20 protein-coding genes and 1 riboswitch are annotated in these 19,447 nt (G+C 50.0%); all 20 genes read left to right on the plus strand.

Features of this window, described 5'->3' with window-relative positions; genetic code table 11:
* Positions 1–125 precede the first annotated feature (125 nt).
* A complete protein-coding gene (gene xerD, locus ACFSUC_RS14765; protein WP_379930389.1) occupies positions 126–1,025 on the plus strand; it encodes a site-specific tyrosine recombinase XerD in 900 nt (299 codons plus the stop codon).
* Between the two features lie 86 nt (positions 1,026–1,111).
* Positions 1,112–2,293 (plus strand): phosphopentomutase, encoded by a 1,182-nt coding sequence (locus tag ACFSUC_RS14770; protein ID WP_379930390.1) that lies wholly within the window; start codon positions 1,112–1,114, stop codon positions 2,291–2,293.
* 73 nt (positions 2,294–2,366) lie between these two features.
* Positions 2,367–3,188 carry a purine-nucleoside phosphorylase gene (locus tag ACFSUC_RS14775; protein WP_379930974.1) on the plus strand — a complete coding sequence of 274 codons (822 nt, stop codon included), beginning with the start codon at positions 2,367–2,369 and terminating at the stop codon, positions 3,186–3,188.
* 68 nt (positions 3,189–3,256) lie between these two features.
* Positions 3,257–4,105 carry a purine-nucleoside phosphorylase gene (locus tag ACFSUC_RS14780; protein ID WP_379930391.1) on the plus strand — a complete coding sequence of 283 codons (849 nt, stop codon included), beginning with the start codon at positions 3,257–3,259 and terminating at the stop codon, positions 4,103–4,105.
* 170 nt (positions 4,106–4,275) lie between these two features.
* A complete protein-coding gene (locus tag ACFSUC_RS14785) occupies positions 4,276–5,577 on the plus strand; it encodes a pyrimidine-nucleoside phosphorylase (RefSeq protein WP_379930392.1) in 1,302 nt (433 codons plus the stop codon).
* A 123-nt stretch (positions 5,578–5,700) separates the two neighbouring features.
* Positions 5,701–7,014, plus strand: coding sequence for a D-alanyl-D-alanine carboxypeptidase family protein (locus ACFSUC_RS14790; RefSeq protein WP_379930393.1), 1,314 nt, complete (start codon positions 5,701–5,703; stop codon positions 7,012–7,014).
* 249 nt (positions 7,015–7,263) lie between these two features.
* Positions 7,264–7,617, plus strand: a complete 354-nt coding sequence (spoIIAA, locus tag ACFSUC_RS14795) for an anti-sigma F factor antagonist (protein ID WP_379930394.1) — start codon at positions 7,264–7,266, stop codon at positions 7,615–7,617.
* Positions 7,614–8,060, plus strand: a complete 447-nt coding sequence (gene spoIIAB, locus ACFSUC_RS14800; protein ID WP_379930395.1) for an anti-sigma F factor — start codon at positions 7,614–7,616, stop codon at positions 8,058–8,060. The genes spoIIAA and spoIIAB overlap by 4 nt, the downstream gene beginning before the upstream one ends.
* Before the next feature lie 8 nt (positions 8,061–8,068).
* Complete coding sequence (gene sigF / locus ACFSUC_RS14805; protein WP_379930396.1) at positions 8,069–8,824, plus strand: RNA polymerase sporulation sigma factor SigF; 756 nt, start codon at positions 8,069–8,071, stop codon at positions 8,822–8,824.
* 195 nt (positions 8,825–9,019) lie between these two features.
* The gene (locus ACFSUC_RS14810; protein WP_379930397.1) at positions 9,020–9,691 is read left to right on the plus strand and encodes a stage V sporulation protein AA; all 672 of its coding nucleotides are present in this window, start codon (positions 9,020–9,022) and stop codon (positions 9,689–9,691) included.
* Positions 9,692–9,697: 6 nt separating this feature from the next.
* Complete coding sequence (locus ACFSUC_RS14815; protein ID WP_379930398.1) at positions 9,698–10,117, plus strand: stage V sporulation protein AB; 420 nt, start codon at positions 9,698–9,700, stop codon at positions 10,115–10,117.
* Between the two features lie 17 nt (positions 10,118–10,134).
* Entirely contained in the window at positions 10,135–11,784 is a 1,650-nt protein-coding gene (locus ACFSUC_RS14820; RefSeq protein WP_379930399.1) for a spore germination protein, read from the plus strand.
* Between the two features lie 132 nt (positions 11,785–11,916).
* The gene (gene lysA, locus ACFSUC_RS14825) at positions 11,917–13,254 is read left to right on the plus strand and encodes a diaminopimelate decarboxylase (RefSeq protein ID WP_379930400.1); all 1,338 of its coding nucleotides are present in this window, start codon (positions 11,917–11,919) and stop codon (positions 13,252–13,254) included.
* A 136-nt stretch (positions 13,255–13,390) separates the two neighbouring features.
* Positions 13,391–13,828 carry a peptidylprolyl isomerase gene (locus ACFSUC_RS14830; protein WP_379930401.1) on the plus strand — a complete coding sequence of 146 codons (438 nt, stop codon included), beginning with the start codon at positions 13,391–13,393 and terminating at the stop codon, positions 13,826–13,828.
* 119 nt (positions 13,829–13,947) lie between these two features.
* A riboswitch (FMN riboswitch) is annotated at positions 13,948–14,103 on the plus strand.
* Positions 14,104–14,392: 289 nt separating this feature from the next.
* Positions 14,393–15,541 (plus strand): bifunctional diaminohydroxyphosphoribosylaminopyrimidine deaminase/5-amino-6-(5-phosphoribosylamino)uracil reductase RibD, encoded by a 1,149-nt coding sequence (gene ribD, locus ACFSUC_RS14835; RefSeq protein WP_379930402.1) that lies wholly within the window; start codon positions 14,393–14,395, stop codon positions 15,539–15,541.
* Positions 15,508–16,185 carry a riboflavin synthase gene (gene ribE / locus ACFSUC_RS14840; protein WP_379930403.1) on the plus strand — a complete coding sequence of 226 codons (678 nt, stop codon included), beginning with the start codon at positions 15,508–15,510 and terminating at the stop codon, positions 16,183–16,185. The genes ribD and ribE overlap by 34 nt, the downstream gene beginning before the upstream one ends.
* 86 nt (positions 16,186–16,271) lie before the next feature.
* A complete protein-coding gene (locus ACFSUC_RS14845) occupies positions 16,272–17,492 on the plus strand; it encodes a bifunctional 3,4-dihydroxy-2-butanone-4-phosphate synthase/GTP cyclohydrolase II (protein WP_379930404.1) in 1,221 nt (406 codons plus the stop codon).
* Positions 17,493–17,558: 66 nt separating this feature from the next.
* Positions 17,559–18,029 (plus strand): 6,7-dimethyl-8-ribityllumazine synthase, encoded by a 471-nt coding sequence (gene ribH / locus ACFSUC_RS14850; protein WP_379930405.1) that lies wholly within the window; start codon positions 17,559–17,561, stop codon positions 18,027–18,029.
* 7 nt (positions 18,030–18,036) lie between these two features.
* Positions 18,037–18,822, plus strand: a complete 786-nt coding sequence (locus tag ACFSUC_RS14855; RefSeq protein WP_379930406.1) for a segregation and condensation protein A — start codon at positions 18,037–18,039, stop codon at positions 18,820–18,822.
* Positions 18,791–19,396: an SMC-Scp complex subunit ScpB gene (gene scpB / locus ACFSUC_RS14860; protein WP_379930407.1), complete on the plus strand. Its 606-nt coding sequence runs from the start codon at positions 18,791–18,793 to the stop codon at positions 19,394–19,396. The genes ACFSUC_RS14855 and scpB overlap by 32 nt, the downstream gene beginning before the upstream one ends.
* Positions 19,397–19,447: the final 51 nt, after the last annotated feature.

The following is a 19,447-nucleotide window of genomic DNA, read 5'->3' on the forward strand; positions in this document are numbered from 1 at the left end:
ATGACAATGTGGAAACAACAATTCAGAGCCAAAGCGTATCATGAAGCACCTTCATGTATCGTATCGGTTGTGTACGGTCTTGTACGCACAGGCTATGACATGTCATCGGGAGAGGAATGCTCAGCATGCTGGATCAGATTAAACAATTTCTGCATTATATTTCGGTGGAAAAAGGGCTGTCCGTCAATACGCTTCAATCGTACGAGCGTGATTTGACCCAATTTGCTCTTTATATAAAAGAAACGTTTCAGGTGCAGGAGGTGCAGCAGATCAAGAAGCAGCATGTAACCTCCTATTTGTTGCATGGCAGGCAACAGGGAAAGGCTTCGGCTTCCATCTCGCGAAGTCTCGTTGCCATTCGCGGTTTTTTTCAGTTTCTGCAGATCGAACGGTGGATTGACAAAAATCCCATCCAGCATCTTGAGATGCCAAAGCAAGAGAAACGATTGCCAAAAGCGCTCTCGATCGAAGAGGTAGATCGTTTGCTGCAAGCTCCCGACGTAAAGGAGAAAGCCGGTCTTCGGGACAAGGCCATGCTGGAGATACTGTATGCGTCGGGGATGAGGGTGACCGAACTGCTCGATCTGAATATGGACAGTGTACATACCGGTATGGGTTTTGTACGTTGCATCGGGAAGGGATCGAAGGAACGGATCATTCCGCTTGGTAAAATCAGCCTGACCTGTGTCCACGAGTATGTGGAGATGGCTCGTCCCCACTTTGTACGCAAGCAGCCTCAGGAGGATGCGCTGTTCGTCAATCAGAAGGGCGTGCGGATGACCCGGCAGGGATTTTGGAAAATCATTAAAAAATACGGAAGTGAGCTCGGCATCAAAAAAGAGCTAACCCCGCATACCCTTCGGCACTCCTTCGCGACACATCTGCTCGAAAATGGCGCGGATCTCAGAGCGGTTCAGGAAATGCTGGGCCATGCTGACATCTCAACGACCCAAATCTATACACATGTGACGAAATCGAAAATGAAAGAAATCTATGACCGCGCTCATCCGAGAGCGAAGAAATAAACGAAGCGCACGCGCACGCTTCATTTTGCATCTTGCCCGCCATTCATGAGATAATACAGACAAATACCAATCTTTGGGAGGCTGCTATGAACCGCTTTCGACGTATTGCACTCATCGTATTAGACAGCGTGGGTATTGGAGAGTTGCCAGACGCCTCACAGTTCAATGATCAGGGCGCCCATACCCTTGGGCACATTGGCAGAGAAGTACCCGGTATGAAGCTGCCGAATCTGGCACAGCTTGGTTTGGGCAACATTGCAACCATCCCGCCTGTTCAGCACGTACAGGAACCGACCGCCAGCTATGGCAAAATGGCAGAAGTATCGGCAGGAAAAGATACGATGACCGGACATTGGGAGCTGATGGGGCTGAAAGTGACCATTCCGTTTGAGACGTATCCGGATGGATTTCCTCCGGCACTGATCCAGCAGTTCGAGGAACGAACCGGTCGCAAGGTCATCGGCAACAAGCCCGCATCGGGCACGGAGATATTAAAGGAGCTGGGCGAGGAGCAGATGCGTACGGGCTCATGGATTGTCTACACCTCGGCAGACAGTGTGTTTCAAATTGCCGCACATGAAGATATCATCCCGCTGGACGAGCTGTACCAGGCGTGCGAGATTGCCCGCGAGATGACACGAACGGAGCCCTATGCGATTGGAAGGGTTATCGCCCGGCCCTATATCGGCGAGCCAGGGCATTTCGAGCGTACATCGAATCGGCATGATTATGCCCTGAGTCCACCGGAGAAGACTGTCATGAATTTCGTCCAGGAGAAGGGGCTGGATTGCATTTCTGTCGGGAAAATTAACGATATTTTCTCGGGAGAAGGGGTCACCAGATCCTATCCGACGAAAAGCAACAGCCATGGCATCGAGCAAACGATCGCATGCCTGAGTGAAGATTTTCATGGCCTGCTGTTTACCAACCTCGTCGACTTCGATTCCCTGTATGGACATCGCCGGGACCCGGCTGGCTATGCGGAGGCGTTAGAAGAGTTTGACCGGCATCTGCCACAGATTATGGAGCAGATTGGGCCTGACGATTTGCTGATCATTACCGCAGATCACGGCAATGACCCGGTTCATCACGGAACTGATCATACGCGGGAATATGTACCGCTGCTCGTATATAATCCGACGATGAAGACGGTGGAGCTGGGCATTCGGGAAACGTTTTCAGATGTCGGGGCAACCATTGCCGACAACTTTGAAGTTCAAAAGCCGGCAAATGGAAAGAGCTTTTTGGCAGAACTTAGGCAGAACTAATGTTGTGATTCTGGTTCTCATTCTATAGGGATGAGGCGAATCGAAATAGAGAAAGGTGGAAAAGATGATGGGAATGGAGCAATTGGCAATGAAGGTGGAAGAGGCAACGAAACGTATTCAGGAGCAAATGAAGGAAAAGCCGGAAGTTGGGCTGGTTCTCGGATCAGGACTTGGTGTGCTGGCTGATGAAATGGAAGACACCATCACCATTCCGTATAACGAGATTCCTCATTTCCCGGTCTCCACGGTAGAAGGACATGCTGGTGAGCTGGTGATCGGCAAGCTGGCTGGTCGCCAGGTGATGCTGATGAAGGGACGCTTTCATCTGTACGAGGGCTATGACGTCTCGCATGTGACATTTCCGATTCGGGTCATGAAAGCACTGGGGATTGATAAGTTGCTCGTTACGAACGCGTCAGGCGGGATCAATACGTCATTTGAGCCTGGCGATTTGATGCTTATTGAGGATCATATTAACTTTACGTTCCGCAACCCGCTGATTGGACCGAATGATGAAAACATGGGTGCACGTTTCCCGGATATGTCAGAGGCGTATAGCCGTTCGTTCAGGGAAATTGCTGAGCAAACAGCGAAGGAAAATCAGATTCCGGTCAAAAAAGGCGTCTATATCGGTTTACTCGGACCCAGTTATGAAACGCCGGCAGAAATTCGCATGATGAGAGGATTAGGTGCAGATGCGGTAGGGATGTCTACGGTTGGGGAAGTCATTGCAGCCAGACATGCAGGCATTGAAGTGCTGGGCATTTCCTGTATCAGCAACATGGCAGCAGGGATTTTGCAGCAGCCTCTCTCTCATGCAGAAGTGATGGAGACGACAGAGAAGGTCAAGGAAACATTCAAATCACTCGTCCTGGCTATTATTCCGAAGCTGTAACGAAGCGCAGAGGAATGATGGTCTGGAAGATGTACAGGACGAAGGGCGCAGAAAAGGAGCACTGAGGCATGCAAACGGCTGAAACGTACAGGCAGCATATTCAGGAAGCGGCTGCATTCGTGAAGGAAAAACTGAACGATTTGCAGCCTTCGATCGGTCTCATTCTGGGATCAGGACTCGGAGATTTGGGCAACGAGGTGGAGCAGAGCACCATCATCCCTTATGCGGAAATCCCTCATTTTCCAGCCTCAACCGTAGCAGGCCATGCGGGTCAGTTCGTCATTGGCACGCTTGAGGGCCAGACCGTGATCGTGATGCAGGGTAGATTTCATTATTATGAGGGCTATACGATGCAGCAGGTCGTATTGCCCGTCTATGTGATGAAGCAGCTGGGTGTGGAGCAACTGGTCATCACCAATGCAGCAGGAGGAATGAATCCAAGCTTTCAGCCAGGGAATCTGATGCTGATTACGGATCATTTGAATATGACGGGTGATCATCCGTTAATCGGCCCGAATCATCCCGAGCTTGGACAACGTTTTCCCGATATGTCAGCGGCCTATTGTCCAAAAGCCGTAGAACTGGCCAGCCAGATTTCAGACGAGATTGAGGGTCTGACCGTGCAGCAAGGGCTCTATGCGGGCATTACAGGACCAGCCTATCTGACTCCGGCTGAACTTACGATGCTTGCCAAACTGGGCGGTGATGCGGTCGGCATGTCAACGGTGCCGGAGGTCATTGCGGCGAGTCATGCCGACCTTCGTGTGCTGGGTATTTCCTGCATCACAGATATGGCGATCGGGGAAGAACTGGAGCCGCTCACGCATGAGCAGGTTGTGGCCGTAGCCAATGAAACGAAACCGAAATTTATGAAACTGGTCCGCGCCTATCTCGCGAGATCAACAGAACGGACCTGATGTCAGCAGGTGAGAACAAACAAGAGCATCCTTCTCATGGAGGAGATGCTCTTGTTTTACATCTGTTTATCAAATGAAAATGGAAAACGAGATCTGAATATCTAAATCTAAATCTAAATCTAAATCTAAATCTAAATCACTACTGACAATGACAACGGAGGCGTAAAGGCATGCGAATGGTAGACCTCATACAGAAAAAACGGGATGGTCAATCGTTGAGTGAAGCAGAAATTCAATTCATGATCAAGGGATATACGGCGGACGAAATACCGGATTACCAGATGTCTGCATTTGCCATGGCCGTCTATTTCCAGGGGATGAGCGAAGAAGAGACCGCTCAGCTTACGATGGCGATGGCGGATTCCGGCGATACGGTGGATCTTTCACCCATTGAGGGTGTGATCGTCGATAAGCATTCCACCGGCGGAGTGGGCGACAAAACCAGTCTGATCATTGCACCTCTGGTGGCTTCGGTAGGCGTGCCAGTAGCCAAAATGTCAGGAAGAGGGCTGGGTCATACCGGAGGGACAGTAGACAAGCTGGAAGGGATACCGGGCTTTCAGATCGAGATGACACGCGAACAGTTCATCGACAATGTCAATACGTTGAAGCTGGCGCTGGTAGGACAGAGCGGCAACCTGACACCTGCAGACAAGAAACTGTACGCCTTGCGCGATGTGACGGCAACGGTAAACTCGATACCGCTAATCGCCAGCTCCATCATGAGCAAGAAAATCGCTTCAGGCGCAGATGCGATTGTCCTGGATGTCAAAGTGGGATCAGGTGCCTTTATGAAGTCACTGGAGGACGCCAGAAAACTGGCTACGACAATGGTTCAGATCGGGAAGCATCTGGGCCGCCGAACGGTCGCGGTGCTGTCCGATATGAATCAGCCACTCGGTCATGAGATCGGGAATGCCAATGAAGTCGTAGAGGCCATGCAAGTGCTCACAGGAATGGGAGAAGCGAGATTAACGGAGATTAGTCTGACCCTGGCTTCCCATATGGCTGTATTGGGCGGCGCATTTGATGATCTGGAGCAAGCCAGACAGGAACTGACTGCCAAGCTGAAAAACGGACAAGCACTGGCGACCTTTAGAACCTTTATCGAAGCCCAGGGAGGGAACCCGGACATCGTGGACCGGCATGAGCTGCTCCCGCAAGCGAAGCATCATCTTGAAGTGAGAAGCGAGAAGGAAGGTTATGTCAGCGCGATGGATGCAGAAAGCATCGGAATTGCGGCCATGCTGCTCGGTGCTGGCAGAGAAACGAAAGAGGATCGCATTGATTATGCAGCCGGTATCTCCATCCACAAGAAAGTTGGAGACTTTGTCAAAGCAGGAGACTTGCTGGTGGAACTGCACACGAATCGTGAGCAGGCTGCGCGAGCAGAGGAAATGGCCAGATCCGCCTACGAGTTTGTCGATTCGCCTGTTGAGGTCAAACCGATGATTTATGAGATTATCGAGTAAACGAAAGAATCCCATCATTTCGCATGTCGGGTGGAATAATTTCCCCTCTCTTGGTCAACACTGAGGTCAAGTATGATTATTGCCTTACAATCCAGTGAAGGTCACCACAGGAGGGGTCATCTGATGCGGAAGAAACGTAGTTGGATTATGATCGTGCTGGCAGGGATGCTGCTTAGCTTCTTTCAGCCGATGGAATATGCCAGTGCCGAAGAAAAACAAACGCAGGTCGATTTGGTGCCTCATGCTAAATCAGCCATCTTGATGGACGCAGATTCGGGAACGGTCATGTACGAGAAGAATGCCCACGACCAGTTGCCACCCGCAAGCATTACGAAAATCATGTCCATGTTGCTCATTATGGAGGCCATTGATGAGGGAAAGATTGGCATGGATGATATGGTCATGACAAGTGAATATGCGTCATCCATGGGTGGATCGCAAATTTTCCTTGAACCCGGTGAGCAGATGAGTGTACGTCATATGCTGATGGGTATTGCCATGGCCTCGGGCAATGATGCCACAGTGGCGATGGCGGAGAAGATAGCTGGATCGGAAGAAATGTTTGTGAACATGATGAATGAAAAGAGCAAGCAGCTTGGACTTGCAAATACGCATTTTGCCAATACGAACGGTTTGCCGGCAAATGAACATTATTCTTCTGCGCACGATATTGCGGTCATCTCGAGGGAACTGCTCAAGTATGAGCACATTACGACCTTTACAGGCAAGTATCAGGATTATTTGCGTCAGGATTCAGACAAGCCGTTTTGGCTCGTCAATACAAATAAGCTGGTTCGTTTCTATCCCGGTGCGGACGGTTTGAAGACAGGCTATACGAGCGAGGCGAAATTTTGCCTGGCTGCGACCGCCAAACGCAAGGATTTTCGAATCATCGCTGTCGTACTCGGGGAACCAAATACGAAAACACGGAATGCGGAAGTTTCCCAGCTGTTTGATTATGCATTTGCGCAATACGAGAATGTACCGCTGTATCAAAAAGGAGAGGTAATGGGAACTGCGCCAGTTCGAAAAGGCCAGGAGGAATCCTATCCGATCATCGCCGATCAGCGATACAGCATGCTGCTCAAAAAAGGACAAAAACACGGTGAATGGCGTCATGATCTGGAAATGAACGAATTGAATGCCCCCATCCATAAAGGGGATGAGATCGGAAAGCTGGTCATACGGGACGAAGAAACAGTTCTGAAGGAATTCCCGCTCTATGCCGATCATGAAATCGGGAAAGCAGGCTGGTGGAAGCTGTTCAAGCGATCGATGAAAAATATGATTGTGCTGGGCAAAAAGGATGAACCGGATCGCAAGGAAGAGCCATCCGTCGAAGAGCCTGCGGATGAAAACCAGCCGAAGCAACAGAAACTAGATGAGATGAAAGAGAAGAAAGAAACAAAAGAGAATCAAGAAACAAAAGAGAAGTAATATTAAACCGACATCATCGTGCGCACCTGCATCGGGGGCAAAGAAAGAGATGAGTGATGTCGGTTTTTTTCGTTGGGCAAAGAAGAGATGAGTGATGTCGGTTTTTTTCATTTGGGTGTCAGTTGAAGACGAATGAACAGAGGACGGTCTGTCTGATCATGACTGCCTCGTTCTAGTTTTGTCGAGGGGCAGGAATCGGTTTGGCAAAAAGCGAAACAGTGATTCATTCGTGAAGAAGGAGTGAGCACAATGAGCATGGAGTTGGAAATGGACACGCACCCTAGTGCGGTGATTGTTCGATTAAAGGGGGAGCTGGATCATCATACAGCAGATCTCGTTCGCAGCAGAATGGAAGAGGTCATTGAACAGGGAAACAGACCGCATGTGATCCTGAGCATGAAAGAGCTGACGTTCATGGACAGCTCCGGATTGGGTGTGATCCTGGGGAGATACAAGCAATTGTCCAATAGAGGAGGCAAGATGGTGGTCTGTGATATGAACGAGTCCGTCTATCGGTTGTTCGAAATGTCCGGACTTTTCAAAATTTTGACGATTGAAGAGAATGAAGAGCACGCGCTTTCAAGTTTGGGGGTTGTATCATGAGCAAGCAAAACAGGATGAAGCTTCAATTTGCCAGTGTTTCCGAGAATGAGGCATTTGCCAGAGTCACTGTTGCCGCTTTCGCTTCACAGCTTGATCCGACGGTCGATGAATTGACTGATATTAAAACGGTGGTGTCCGAGGCGGTGACCAATTCGATTATTCATGGGTATGACAGCAATCCCGCATGTACGATTACCATCGAGGCGAAAATAGAGGAAAACTGTATCTATTTATCGATTGAAGATGAGGGAGGCGGTATCGAGGATCTGGATCTGGCCAGGCAGCCGTTATATACCTCCAAGCCGGAACTCGAGCGTTCAGGGATGGGATTTACGATCATGGAAAATTTTATGGACCAGATTGAAGTGGCTTCAGATGTTGGAAAAGGAACACGCATCTCCATGATGAAACGAATTCAATCCAAGCATGCCTTATATAATTAGGTGATCCGATGGAATTTGATAAGCGAAACCAAACTCATCACTTTTTAGACGATGAGGAAGTGAAGAGACTGATCGCACTTTCTCAGAGCGGAGATACCGATGCGCGAGACACGTTGGTGAATTGCAATATCCGTCTCGTCTGGTCGGTTGTGCAGCGATTTTTGAACCGGGGCTATGAACCGGAAGATTTGTTCCAGATCGGTTGCATCGGCCTGCTCAAGTCTGTAGACAAGTTTGACCTGTCCTATGATGTCAAGTTTTCCACCTATGCGGTTCCGATGATTATCGGGGAAATCCAGCGATTTCTCCGTGATGACGGTACCCTGAAGGTCAGCCGTTCGCTCAAGGAAACGGCCAATAAAATACGCAAGAAAAAGGATGAATTGTCCAAGGATTTGGGGCGGTTGCCAACGATTAATGAGATCGCTGATGCCCTGGATCTGTCGCCTGAGGAGGTCGTATTCGCCCAGGAAGCAAACAAGCCGCCGACTTCCATCCATGAAACCGTGTTTGAAAATGATGGCGATCCGATTACGCTGATGGATCAGATATCGGATGATTCCCAGGACAACTGGTTTGACAAGATTGCGTTGCATGAAGCCATCGGCGGGCTGACGGAGAGGGAGAAGCTGATCGTCTATCTTCGTTATTACAGGGATCAGACCCAGTCAGAGGTAGCCAGCAGACTGGGAATCTCACAAGTTCAGGTGTCCAGGCTGGAGAAAAAAATTCTGAAATCAATCCGAAATCAGATTGCTCAATAGGAGAAGTCGAGTCGAATGTCCGCAGCGTCCATCGCGGCATTCGGCTTTTTTTATATGCGTATATGGGGTCGAAATGGGTTGAACAACCCAGGCTTGGAACATACTAAGGGTACCCATGGGGTATCCAAGCGTTCCCGAGGAGATTCTCTTTTCCTTGCTGGTGGTGAGAATTGCGAACAGGGAGAGTGAACCATCATGTCCAAGCAGGCTTCTGCCGTCATTCATCTGAAGCTCAAGAAAAAAGTGAAGCTGCCCGCGACGGTCACCCATATTCCCCTTGCTGCGATCGCCATCTTCCTGACGACAGATCAGGAGCAATCGGACAGGCTGGAGAAACTGATTGTGCATGAAGTCAAGCCGGAGGACGGCAATTTGATTCTCATCGATATTCTTCAGCTTATTCACTGTATGAAACAAAATGGCATCGAGGGCACCATTGAAAATTACGGAGAGCCCCACGTCCTCATAGAGAGCGGCAACAGTCAGAAGAGGGCGTCCTGGGTCATGATCGGTTTTATCTGGCTGCTTCTGTTTTTCGGTTCAGGGCTGGCCATCATGAATTTTCATGCGGATGTCAGCATGCAGGAAGTTCATCAGAAAATGTATGCCATCGTAACCGGACAGGAAGATGCCCATCCTCTCGTCATGCAGATCCCGTATTCGATAGGACTCGGTGCAGGGATGATTTTGTTTTTTAACCGGATTTTCAAGAAAAAATTCAATGAGGAACCCAATCCGCTCGAAGTCGAAATGTTCATGTATGAAGAGAATGTCAGACAATATGTCATTCATGATGAATATGCAAAAATGCAATCCTCTCCCACGACCGGCAAAGACAAGACAGAGAGCGAAGAGAAAGAGAGGTAAACGGATATGCTGGCATGGCTGTTTACGGCGTTTCTCGGCTTGAGTGGCGGTCTTGCGGTAGGGTGCGGATTTGTCGCGTTTATTACCGTCCTGGATATCATCCCTCGTCTGTATCAGCTGCTGGGGGGTGCGGTATCCGTTCAATGGCTGGAAAAAGCGGTTATCTGGGGCGTCATTTCTGCCATGGTGATAGATTTCAGTGACGTTCACTTTCATTTTCTGCCATTCGGCACGGCCTTTATCGGATTGCTTCAGGGCATGTTTATCGGCATGCTCGCCGCAGCACTGACAGAGGTGCTGAATGTTTTTCCGATACTGGCAAAGCGACTCAAGCTGGATGACGTGCTTGTCTGGCTACTCATGGCGGTTGTATTTGGCAAGGTCGTGGGATCATTATTTGACTGGATGATCTATCAAACATCCTGATTGGAGGAGACAGCGCGATGAAATTTACAACCCGGGAGCCAAGAAAATCTAAACAAACCGGTGACCCGAGCCCTCATGAAATAGAGGAAGGAAAAGGACAGGCCACGATATTACCCGGCAAGCTGAAAACCAAAAAACTGGATATTCGCAAAGACGACAAGAAACTGAAGGAAGAACAGGTCCTCACGCGCGAAGAACGCGACTGGAAGCATAAGGATGAGATCATGCATCGCATTGAGGACAACAAGCGAATTCTTGAAGAGCTGATTGGACTCGGCACCAGCTTTGATATTGTGTTCAGAGAAATGAAATTTGCAGGTAAAAAGGCGGCGCTGCTTTTTTTCAACGGTTTTGCCAATGACATTGTGATGTCTGACGTTTTGACCAGACTGACCTATGTGCAACCGGATCATCTGTCTGACCAGCCGCTTGATACGTATCTTCACGCCCTCATTCCGCATGTTCAGGTAGAGAAGGTACATACCATGTCAGGTGCAATTCAGAAAATGATGCTGGGCAGCAGCATTCTGTTCCTGGAAAATGAGTCTGCGGCCATCGTGATTGACGCCAAGCAGTTTCCGGTTCGATCGATTGAGGAGCCTTCACTGGAAAAGGTCGTCAGAGGCTCCAGAGATGGCTTTGTCGAGACGATGCTGATGAATATTTCGCTCGTACGCCGTCGGCTGAAGGACCCCAATCTCAAGTTTGAGCTGCTGACCGTAGGCAAACGAACTCGCACAGACATCAGTGTCGGGTACGTAAGTGATATTGCCGATATGGATCTGGTCGAGGCAGTCAAGGACAAGATTCAAAAGATCAAGGTCGAAGGGCTTCCTCTCGCAGACAAGCAACTGGAGGAAGAGATGATGGGGCGTACCTGGAACCCGTATCCGATGGTGCGTTATTCAGAACGTCCAGATGTCATTGCCGCCCATTTGCTGGAAGGGCATGTGATTGTGTTTGTCGATACGTCCCCGAGTGCCATGATTTTGCCGACAACCTTTTTTCACCACGTACAGCATGCAGAAGAGCACAGACAAACCCCGATGATCGGCACCTATTTCAAGTGGGTACGCTTTATCGGCATTATGGCATCCATATTCCTGCTGCCGCTCTGGTACCTGATGGTCGCCTATCCGGCCATGAAGCCTGAAGCGCTGGCCTTCATCGGCCCGCAAGAGACAGCCAATCTGCCCATTATCATTCAGTTTCTCATTGCGGAAGTGGGGATAGACATGCTGAGGATGGCGGCCGTCCATACCCCAACGCCATTGGTTACCGCCATGGGTCTGGTCGCGGCGATTGTGATCGGGGAATTTGCAGTATCCACCGGTCTGTTCGTCAACGAGGTAGTCCTCTATATGGCCGTGGCCGCGATTGGCATGTTCGCAACCCCGAGCTATGAATTGAGTGTAGCGAACCGAATTGTCAGGTTGTTGCTGCTTGTGAGTGTATTTTTCTTCAAAATTCCAGGCCTCGTAATCGGCACGACGCTGGTCATGCTGATCCTGATCTTCCAGCGATCCTACAACAGTCCGTATATGTGGCCGTTTATTCCCTTCAATGCAAATGCGCTCTTCTCTATCGTGATCCGCAAGCCATTTCGGATGGAGAAGGTGCGCCCCAGCATTACCAAGAGTCTGGACAATACGAGACGCGATCCGTAACTTGTCATGGAACCAAGGACGGGTTCAGACAGACTGAGGTAAAATACAAATTTTCTTTTCGATAATACATGGCTCCTCTCTCCTTGCTTGTGGTACGTTAAGTGTATGTAAATTGGGAAAAGGAGAATGATTATGTATTTACACGGAACGTCTAAAATAAACGGGCAAGGTCATCTTGAAATCGGGGGCTGTGATACGTCCAAGCTTGCAGAAACATTCGGAACGCCATTGTATATCATGGATGAAGCGCTGATTCGTCAAAGAGCGAGAGAGTATATGGAAGCCTTTCGTGCATCAGGTCTGACCTTCCAGGTTGCCTATGCCAGCAAGGCATTTTGTGTACAGGCCATGTGCCGGATTGCCGATGAGGAAGGACTATCCCTGGATGTCGTTTCCGATGGTGAGCTTCACACCGCTCTGACCGCAGGTTTCCCGACAGAACGGATTCATTTTCACGGAAACAACAAGACACCAGAGGAAATTGAAATGGCACTTGATGCCCAGATCGGCTGCTTTGTGGTGGACAATTTTGTAGAGCTCAAGCTGCTTAATGCGATGGCAGGGGAAAGAAGCAGCAAGGTCAATGTATTGCTGCGCATTACACCAGGCGTAGAAGCGCATACGCACGAATTTATCTCCACAGGCCAGACGGATTCCAAGTTTGGATTTGATCTGGGCAACGGAGCTGCATATACCGCAATGGAAGAAGCAAAGGCGCTGGAGAACCTGAACATTCTCGGCGTTCACTCTCATATCGGCTCCCAGATTTTCGAAGTGGATGGCTTCAAGATGGCAGTAGACAAGGTTGCCGGATTTGCCATTGACGTTCGGGACAGACTGGGCCTGACCTTTGAAGTGATCAACTTGGGTGGCGGCTTTGGCATTCGCTATACCGCTGAAGATACCCCGCTGCAAATGAGCCAGTACGTGGGGGCGATTGCAGATTCCGTCAAGCAGACTTTTGAGAGCGCCGGCTATCCGGTGCCGGAGATCTGGATTGAGCCAGGCCGCAGCATGGTCGGTGATGCGGGTACGACGCTGTATACAGTCGGCACCTACAAGGAAATTCCGGGAGTGAACAAATACATTGCGGTTGACGGCGGCATGACAGACAATATTCGTCCTGCTCTGTATGGTTCGAAGTATGAAGCCATTTTGGCCAATCGTGCCAATGAAGCTGCGACGGAGAAAGTAACCGTTGCGGGCAAAGCTTGCGAAAGTGGAGATAAAATTTTGTGGGATCTGGAAATTCCAAAGGCAGAGACTGGTGACTTGCTGGCGGTTTCCTGTACAGGAGCCTACAACTATGCGATGGCGAGCAATTACAACCGCATTCGCAGACCGGCCGTTGTTTTTGTGGCGGATGGACAAGCCGATGTAGTCGTCAAGCGGGAATCCCATCAGGATATCGTTGTCAATGATGTGATCCCGGCGCGCCTTGCGAAGAAAGTGGAGGCAGCCAAAGCATAGATCAGATGAGCCCTTGGCGCCTTTCATGGGCGCTGATTGTGAATGGAATGAGACTCTTCAGGAGTCTCATTTTCTTTTTTCACGCAATTCGCGTATAATCTACAATTGAAAATGGAAAAGTGGAGGTTCTGAATAGATGGCAAAATATGCAGAAATCGAAATGGAAAAAGGCGGTACAGTTAAAATTGAGCTTCATGAAAATGAGGCGCCTGGCACGGTGGCGAACTTCGAAAAACTGGCGAATGAAGGATTCTACAATGGCTTGACCTTTCATCGCGTCATTCCGGGATTTGTGGCTCAGGGTGGATGTCCGAACGGTACGGGCACTGGCGGCCCAGGCTATACCATCAAGTGTGAAACCGCAGGCAACCCTCACAAGCATGAGCGAGGTGTACTTGCCATGGCACATGCAGGGAAAGATACAGGCGGCAGCCAGTTCTATCTCACATATGATGCATTCCCGCATCTGGATGGCATCCACACGGTGTTCGGTAAAATTGTTGACGGCATGAATATTGTGGACGACATTCAGCAAGGCGACAAAATGAAAGAAGTGAAAGTATACGCAGCATAAGTGATAGCGAAGACAGGAAAAAAGGCGGTTTGAGCGGTTCGCGCTTAAAGCCGCCTTTTCTCGCTAGACAAAAGAAAGGGTTGTTGGTATACTTATCCTCAACTAAATAAATGTAAGTGAGATCCTTTCGGGGCAGGGTGGAAATCCCTACCGGCGGTGATGGCAGGCATGAAGATGCCTGACTCAGTCCGTGACCCGTGCTGTGCCTGGCATAGCCGGTGGATTCGGTGCAACTCCGAAGCCGACAGTAACAGTCTGGATGGGAGAAGGGATCACAATCGCATACTCATTTCACGAATTCATCTGCACATGACGTTCATGCCGTAGCGCTTGCACTTTTTTTCACATGCCTACGTGTATGCTGTATGCCATTTGCCAGTGTTTGGCTTGTCTGTGAGAGCCGAAGAAGATTCGTGTGGGTGCTTTTATTTGTGTTGCGATTTGTGATTCATGATTCATATAGAAAATCAGCCCTCGAAGCATGTGATGCTTAGGAGGGCTTTTTGCATAGGTTCGGGAAAAAACAGTGAGAAATGAGCGAGTGTTGAGCAGGGAGTGACCACAATGAGCAATGATGTGATGGATGATCAATGGTACATGCAGACGGCGTTGCAACTGGCCGCTGCAGCGCAAGGACAGACCGATATCAATCCGGTGGTAGGCTGTGTAATTGTGAAGCAGGGTCGGATCATCGGGATGGGTGCACATCTGAAACGGGGAGAAGGGCATGCCGAAGTGCTCGCCCTGCAAATGGCGGGAAGTGAAGCAGAGGGGGCAACCGCCTATGTCACGCTTGAGCCGTGCAGCCATTTTGGCAAAACCCCGCCATGTGCGGATCGGCTCATTGAGGCTGGCGTCAAACGGGTTGTTGTCGCCACTGAAGATCCGAATCCCCAGGTCGCAGGCCGAGGGATTGCAAGACTGCGCGAGCATGGCATCGATGTCACGACAGGGATACTCGGCGCGTCTTCCAGACGACTTAATGAAAGGTTCAACAAATTTATCGTAAGCCGTCTGCCATTTGTGACACTGAAATCCGCCATGACATTGGATGGCAAGGTTGCCACACGACTCGGAGACAGCAAGTGGATTTCCAATGAGGCAGCCAGACAGGAAGTGCATACGCTGCGACATCAGGTACAGGCGATTATGGTCGGGGTGGGGACGATATTGGCAGATGATCCGCTTCTCACAACCCGATTAAGTGTGCCAGGTCTGCATCCGGTTCGCATTGTGGTCGATTCCTTGCTGCGTACTCCGATCGAAGCCAATGTAATCACGAACAGGGAAGCCGACACCATCCTCATTTGCGCTGAAGAAGCGGACCCGCAGGCCGTTCGTCGGTTTGAAGCGCTCGGTATCCGGGTGATCCGCAGCGGCAAAGGCAAGCGGGTCGATCTGACGCAAGCCATGCAGCGACTCGGTGAGATCGAGATTTCATCCATCCTGGTCGAAGGCGGAGCCACATTGGCGGGTCAATTGCTGAAGGAAGGGCTGATTGACAACATGATCGTGTACGTCGCGCCCAAACTGGTCGGAGGATCGGGAGCACCTGGCCTTTTTGCAGGGGAGGGCCTGGACTACATGAGAGACGCCTGGCAAATCCATGACATGCAGGTTGAGATGGTGGGCGATAATATACGTATAACCGGTTATCCAAAAAAAGGAGGTGGAGATTTATGTTCACAGGGATTATCGAAGAAGTTGGACTGATTCAATCCATTCACAGAAAGGGACAGACCCTGGTGCTGGATGTGAAGGGCAAGCAGGTGTTGCAGGATGTCCAGCTTGGGGACAGCATATCGGTGAACGGCGTATGCCTGACGGTCACGACGTTTACGGATCAATCGTTTCAGGCGGATGTGATGCCGGAAACGTTCAAAAAAACCAGCCTCAGAAATCTGCAAGCAGGTTCACCGGTCAATCTGGAACGTGCGATGGCAGCCGGTGGCCGGTACGGGGGGCATATCGTTCAAGGGCATGTCGATGGGGTAGGCATCATCGAGCACATCTCACCGATGGAAAATGCCGTCGTGTATGATATCGTACTTCCTGAAGCGGGATTGATGGAGTTGATCCTGCCGAGCGGCTCCATCGCAGTAGACGGCATTAGCCTCACTGTCGTGGACGCCAACCAGACAAGTCGAAGCTTGCGCATATCGATCATTCCGCACACGCTGCAGATGACCTCGCTGGCGAAGAAGAAAATCGGGGACCCGGTCAACATCGAGTGCGACATCATTGGCAAATATGTTCGTCATCTGCTGCATCGCGGCTCGGATACCTCGGTCTCTCCACCTGCCTCGAAAGCTTCCAGCGTGACAGAAGATATGCTCAAGAAACACGGGTTTATGTAAGAAGATCAAGATCAACATCCATAACAGAAATGACAGGTAGACGGATGTGTGCGTAAACAGACAAAGGAACGAGGAGGAACGATCCCATGCAAAATATACATCTGGATCCGATCGAGGACGCCATATACGATTTGATGCTTGGAAAGGTTGTCATCGTGGTGGATGATGACGACCGAGAAAATGAAGGGGATTTCATTGCGCTGGCCGATAAAGCCACACCGGAAGTGATCAATTTTATGATCAAGGAAGGTCGCGGACTGGTTTGTACGCCTATTACAGAGGAGCGGGCCAGACAGCTCGATCTGCCGCCGATGGTGATGCAAAATACCGATTATCATGGCACGGCATTTACCGTCTCGATTGATCATACCCAGACGACGACAGGCATATCTGCCCACGAACGTTCTCTGACCATCCAGGCACTGATTGCGGATGATACGAAGCCTCAGGATTTCCGCAGACCGGGCCATGTGTTTCCGCTTATCGCCAAAAAAGGCGGCGTGTTGCGACGAGCCGGACATACAGAAGCGGCGGTGGATCTCGCCAGAATGTGCGGCTCCTACCCGGCGGCGGTGATTTGCGAGATTATTAAGGAAGACGGCTCAATGGCCAGACTCCCTGATTTGAAAGAAATCGCCAAACAGCACCAGCTGAAGCTGATTTCGATCCGTGATCTGATCCAGTATCGCAATGAGAAGGAGAAGCTGGTCAAGCGGGAAGTGGAAGTGAAACTGCCGACTGATTTTGGTACCTTCCAGGCTGTCGCCTATACGAATGAAGTCGATCACAAGGAGCACGTGGCTCTCGTTAAAGGGAAGATTGACGGCGAGAAACCGACGCTCGTTCGGGTCCACTCCGAATGTCTCACTGGCGATGTCTTTCACTCCCAGCGCTGCGATTGTGGTCCCCAGCTTGCAGCTGCATTGACCCAAATCGAGGAAGCAGGCAAGGGTGTGCTGCTTTATATGCGTCAGGAAGGCAGAGGGATCGGACTGATCAACAAGCTGAAGGCTTATGTCCTGCAGGAGCAGGGGATGGATACCGTTGAAGCCAACCAGCAGCTCGGCTTCGCCCCGGACTTGCGTGATTATGGCATCGGTGCACAGATTCTCAAGGATCTGGGCGTGAGAAAGATTGGTTTGCTGACGAATAATCCAAGAAAAATCAAAGGATTAGAAGGATATGGGCTGGAAGTTGTAGAAAGAATACCTTTGCAAATGCCGGAAAACGACAACAACACACGCTACCTGCATACGAAACAGTCCAAGCTCGGTCATTTGCTCAATTTCAGTCACAACCAGAAATAAAGGTCTGCCACAGGTGGCCTGCTTTCCAATATAACATGCAGCATTGCACAGAAGGAGACGATCAGAATGGTAAAAGTATATGAAGGACATTTGGTATCCAAGGACAGCAAATACGGCATCGTAGTGGGACGTTTTAATGAGTTTATTTCTTCCAAGCTCCTGTCCGGTGCGATCGATGCATTGAAGCGTCACGGCGCAGCCGAAGAGGACATTGAAGTCGCATGGGTGCCAGGCGCATTTGAAATTCCGATGACTGCCCAGAAAATGGCCAAATCCGGTAAATATGATGCGGTCATTACGCTTGGCGCTGTTATTCGCGGCTCTACTCCTCATTTTGACTACGTATGCAATGAAGCCGCCAAAGGTGTAGCGACTATTAGCCTGCAAACGGGCGTACCTTGCATATTTGGCGTATTGACCGTTGACAGTATCGAACAGGCGATCGAAAGAGCGGGAACCAAAGCCGGAAACAAAGGCTGGGAGGCTGCCGCTACAGCGATTGAGATGGCGAACCTGAATCGTCAACTCGACGCTTAATCTTGCTATGGCCATTCATTACAAACTGGAGGGATTCGAGGGTCCCCTCGATCTTCTCCTTCATTTGATTGATAAAGCGGAAGTCGATATCTATGATATTCCCATTGTATCGATTACCGAGCAATATCTCATCTATATACGGCAATTGCCACAGCTGGAGCTGGACCCGACTAGTGAATTTCTGGTGATGGCTGCCACCTTGCTGCAGATCAAGAGCAAAATGCTGTTGCCGAAGCCACCGGTCATCGACCTGGGTATGGACGATTACGAGGAAGATATCGATCCCCGTACCGAGCTGGTGGAGAAGCTGATTGAATACAAGAAGTATAAAAGCATCGCCGAGCATCTGCGAGACAAGGAGTTAGCCCGCTCTCTTGTTTATTCCAAGGAACCGCTGGATCTGACCCCGTTTCTGCCGGAAGTAGAGCAAAACCCGGTCAAGGGTCTGCATCTTGCGGATATCGTGGTGGCTTTCCAGAAAGCATTGAAAAAAGCAGCAGGACGCAATACGGTTACCAAAATTCGCAAGGACGAAATTTCGGTCAAGGACCGGATCGGTGAAATCATGCAGGTACTGGTGAACCAGCCGGAAAAACGCATGCTGTTTTCTCGTCTTTTTGAAGAGGATCGTACCAGAGAGGATTTGGTCGTTTCTTTTCTGGCCTTGCTCGAGCTGATGAAGATGAAGAAAATCAGATGTTTTCAGCATCGGCTGTTTGAAGAAATCGTCATTGAGTTCAAGCAGGACGGAGAGGAAATGAATGAATCAGCAGGAAATGAAATCCGTGATTGAAGGATTGCTGTTTGCAGTCGGAGATGAAGGTCTGGATGCCGGACATATCGCGGACGTACTGGAACAGAGTCCCAAAATGATCACGAAGCTGCTTCAGGAAATGAAGGAAGCGTATCGCACCGAGCAAAGAGGCATTCAGATCGTGGAAATTGCCGGAGCCTATCAGCTGACGACCTTGCCGGCTCATGCGCCTTATTTTCAAAAACTGGCCTACACCCCAACGCGGGGCACCTTGTCCCAGGCCGCTCTCGAAACCTTGTCTATTGTGGCCTACAGACAACCGATTACCCGTGTAGAGATTGAGGAAATTCGCGGCGTCAAATCGGATCGGGCCATTCAGACACTCGCTGCCAAAGAGCTCATTACAGAAGTCGCCCGGGCGGAAGCGATCGGACGCCCCATTCTGTATGGAACGACCCGCCAGTTTCTCGATTACTTCGGACTTGGTCAGATAGAAGAGCTTCCGAACATGGAGGACTTTAGTAGTGGCGAACTCAATCTGGAAGAAGAGGCCAAGCTGTTGTTCGAGAAACTTGATGCAAAGCAGTTAAGTATTGATGATGTGAATGAATAATTAGCAGGATTTGGATGCATGCTAACTTCAGGCTTTCGTGCCTGGAGTTTT

The sequence above is a fragment of the Marinicrinis sediminis genome, from assembly GCF_042685085.1.
GTDB classification, from domain to species: Bacteria; Bacillota; Bacilli; order Paenibacillales; family KCTC-33676; genus Marinicrinis; species Marinicrinis sediminis.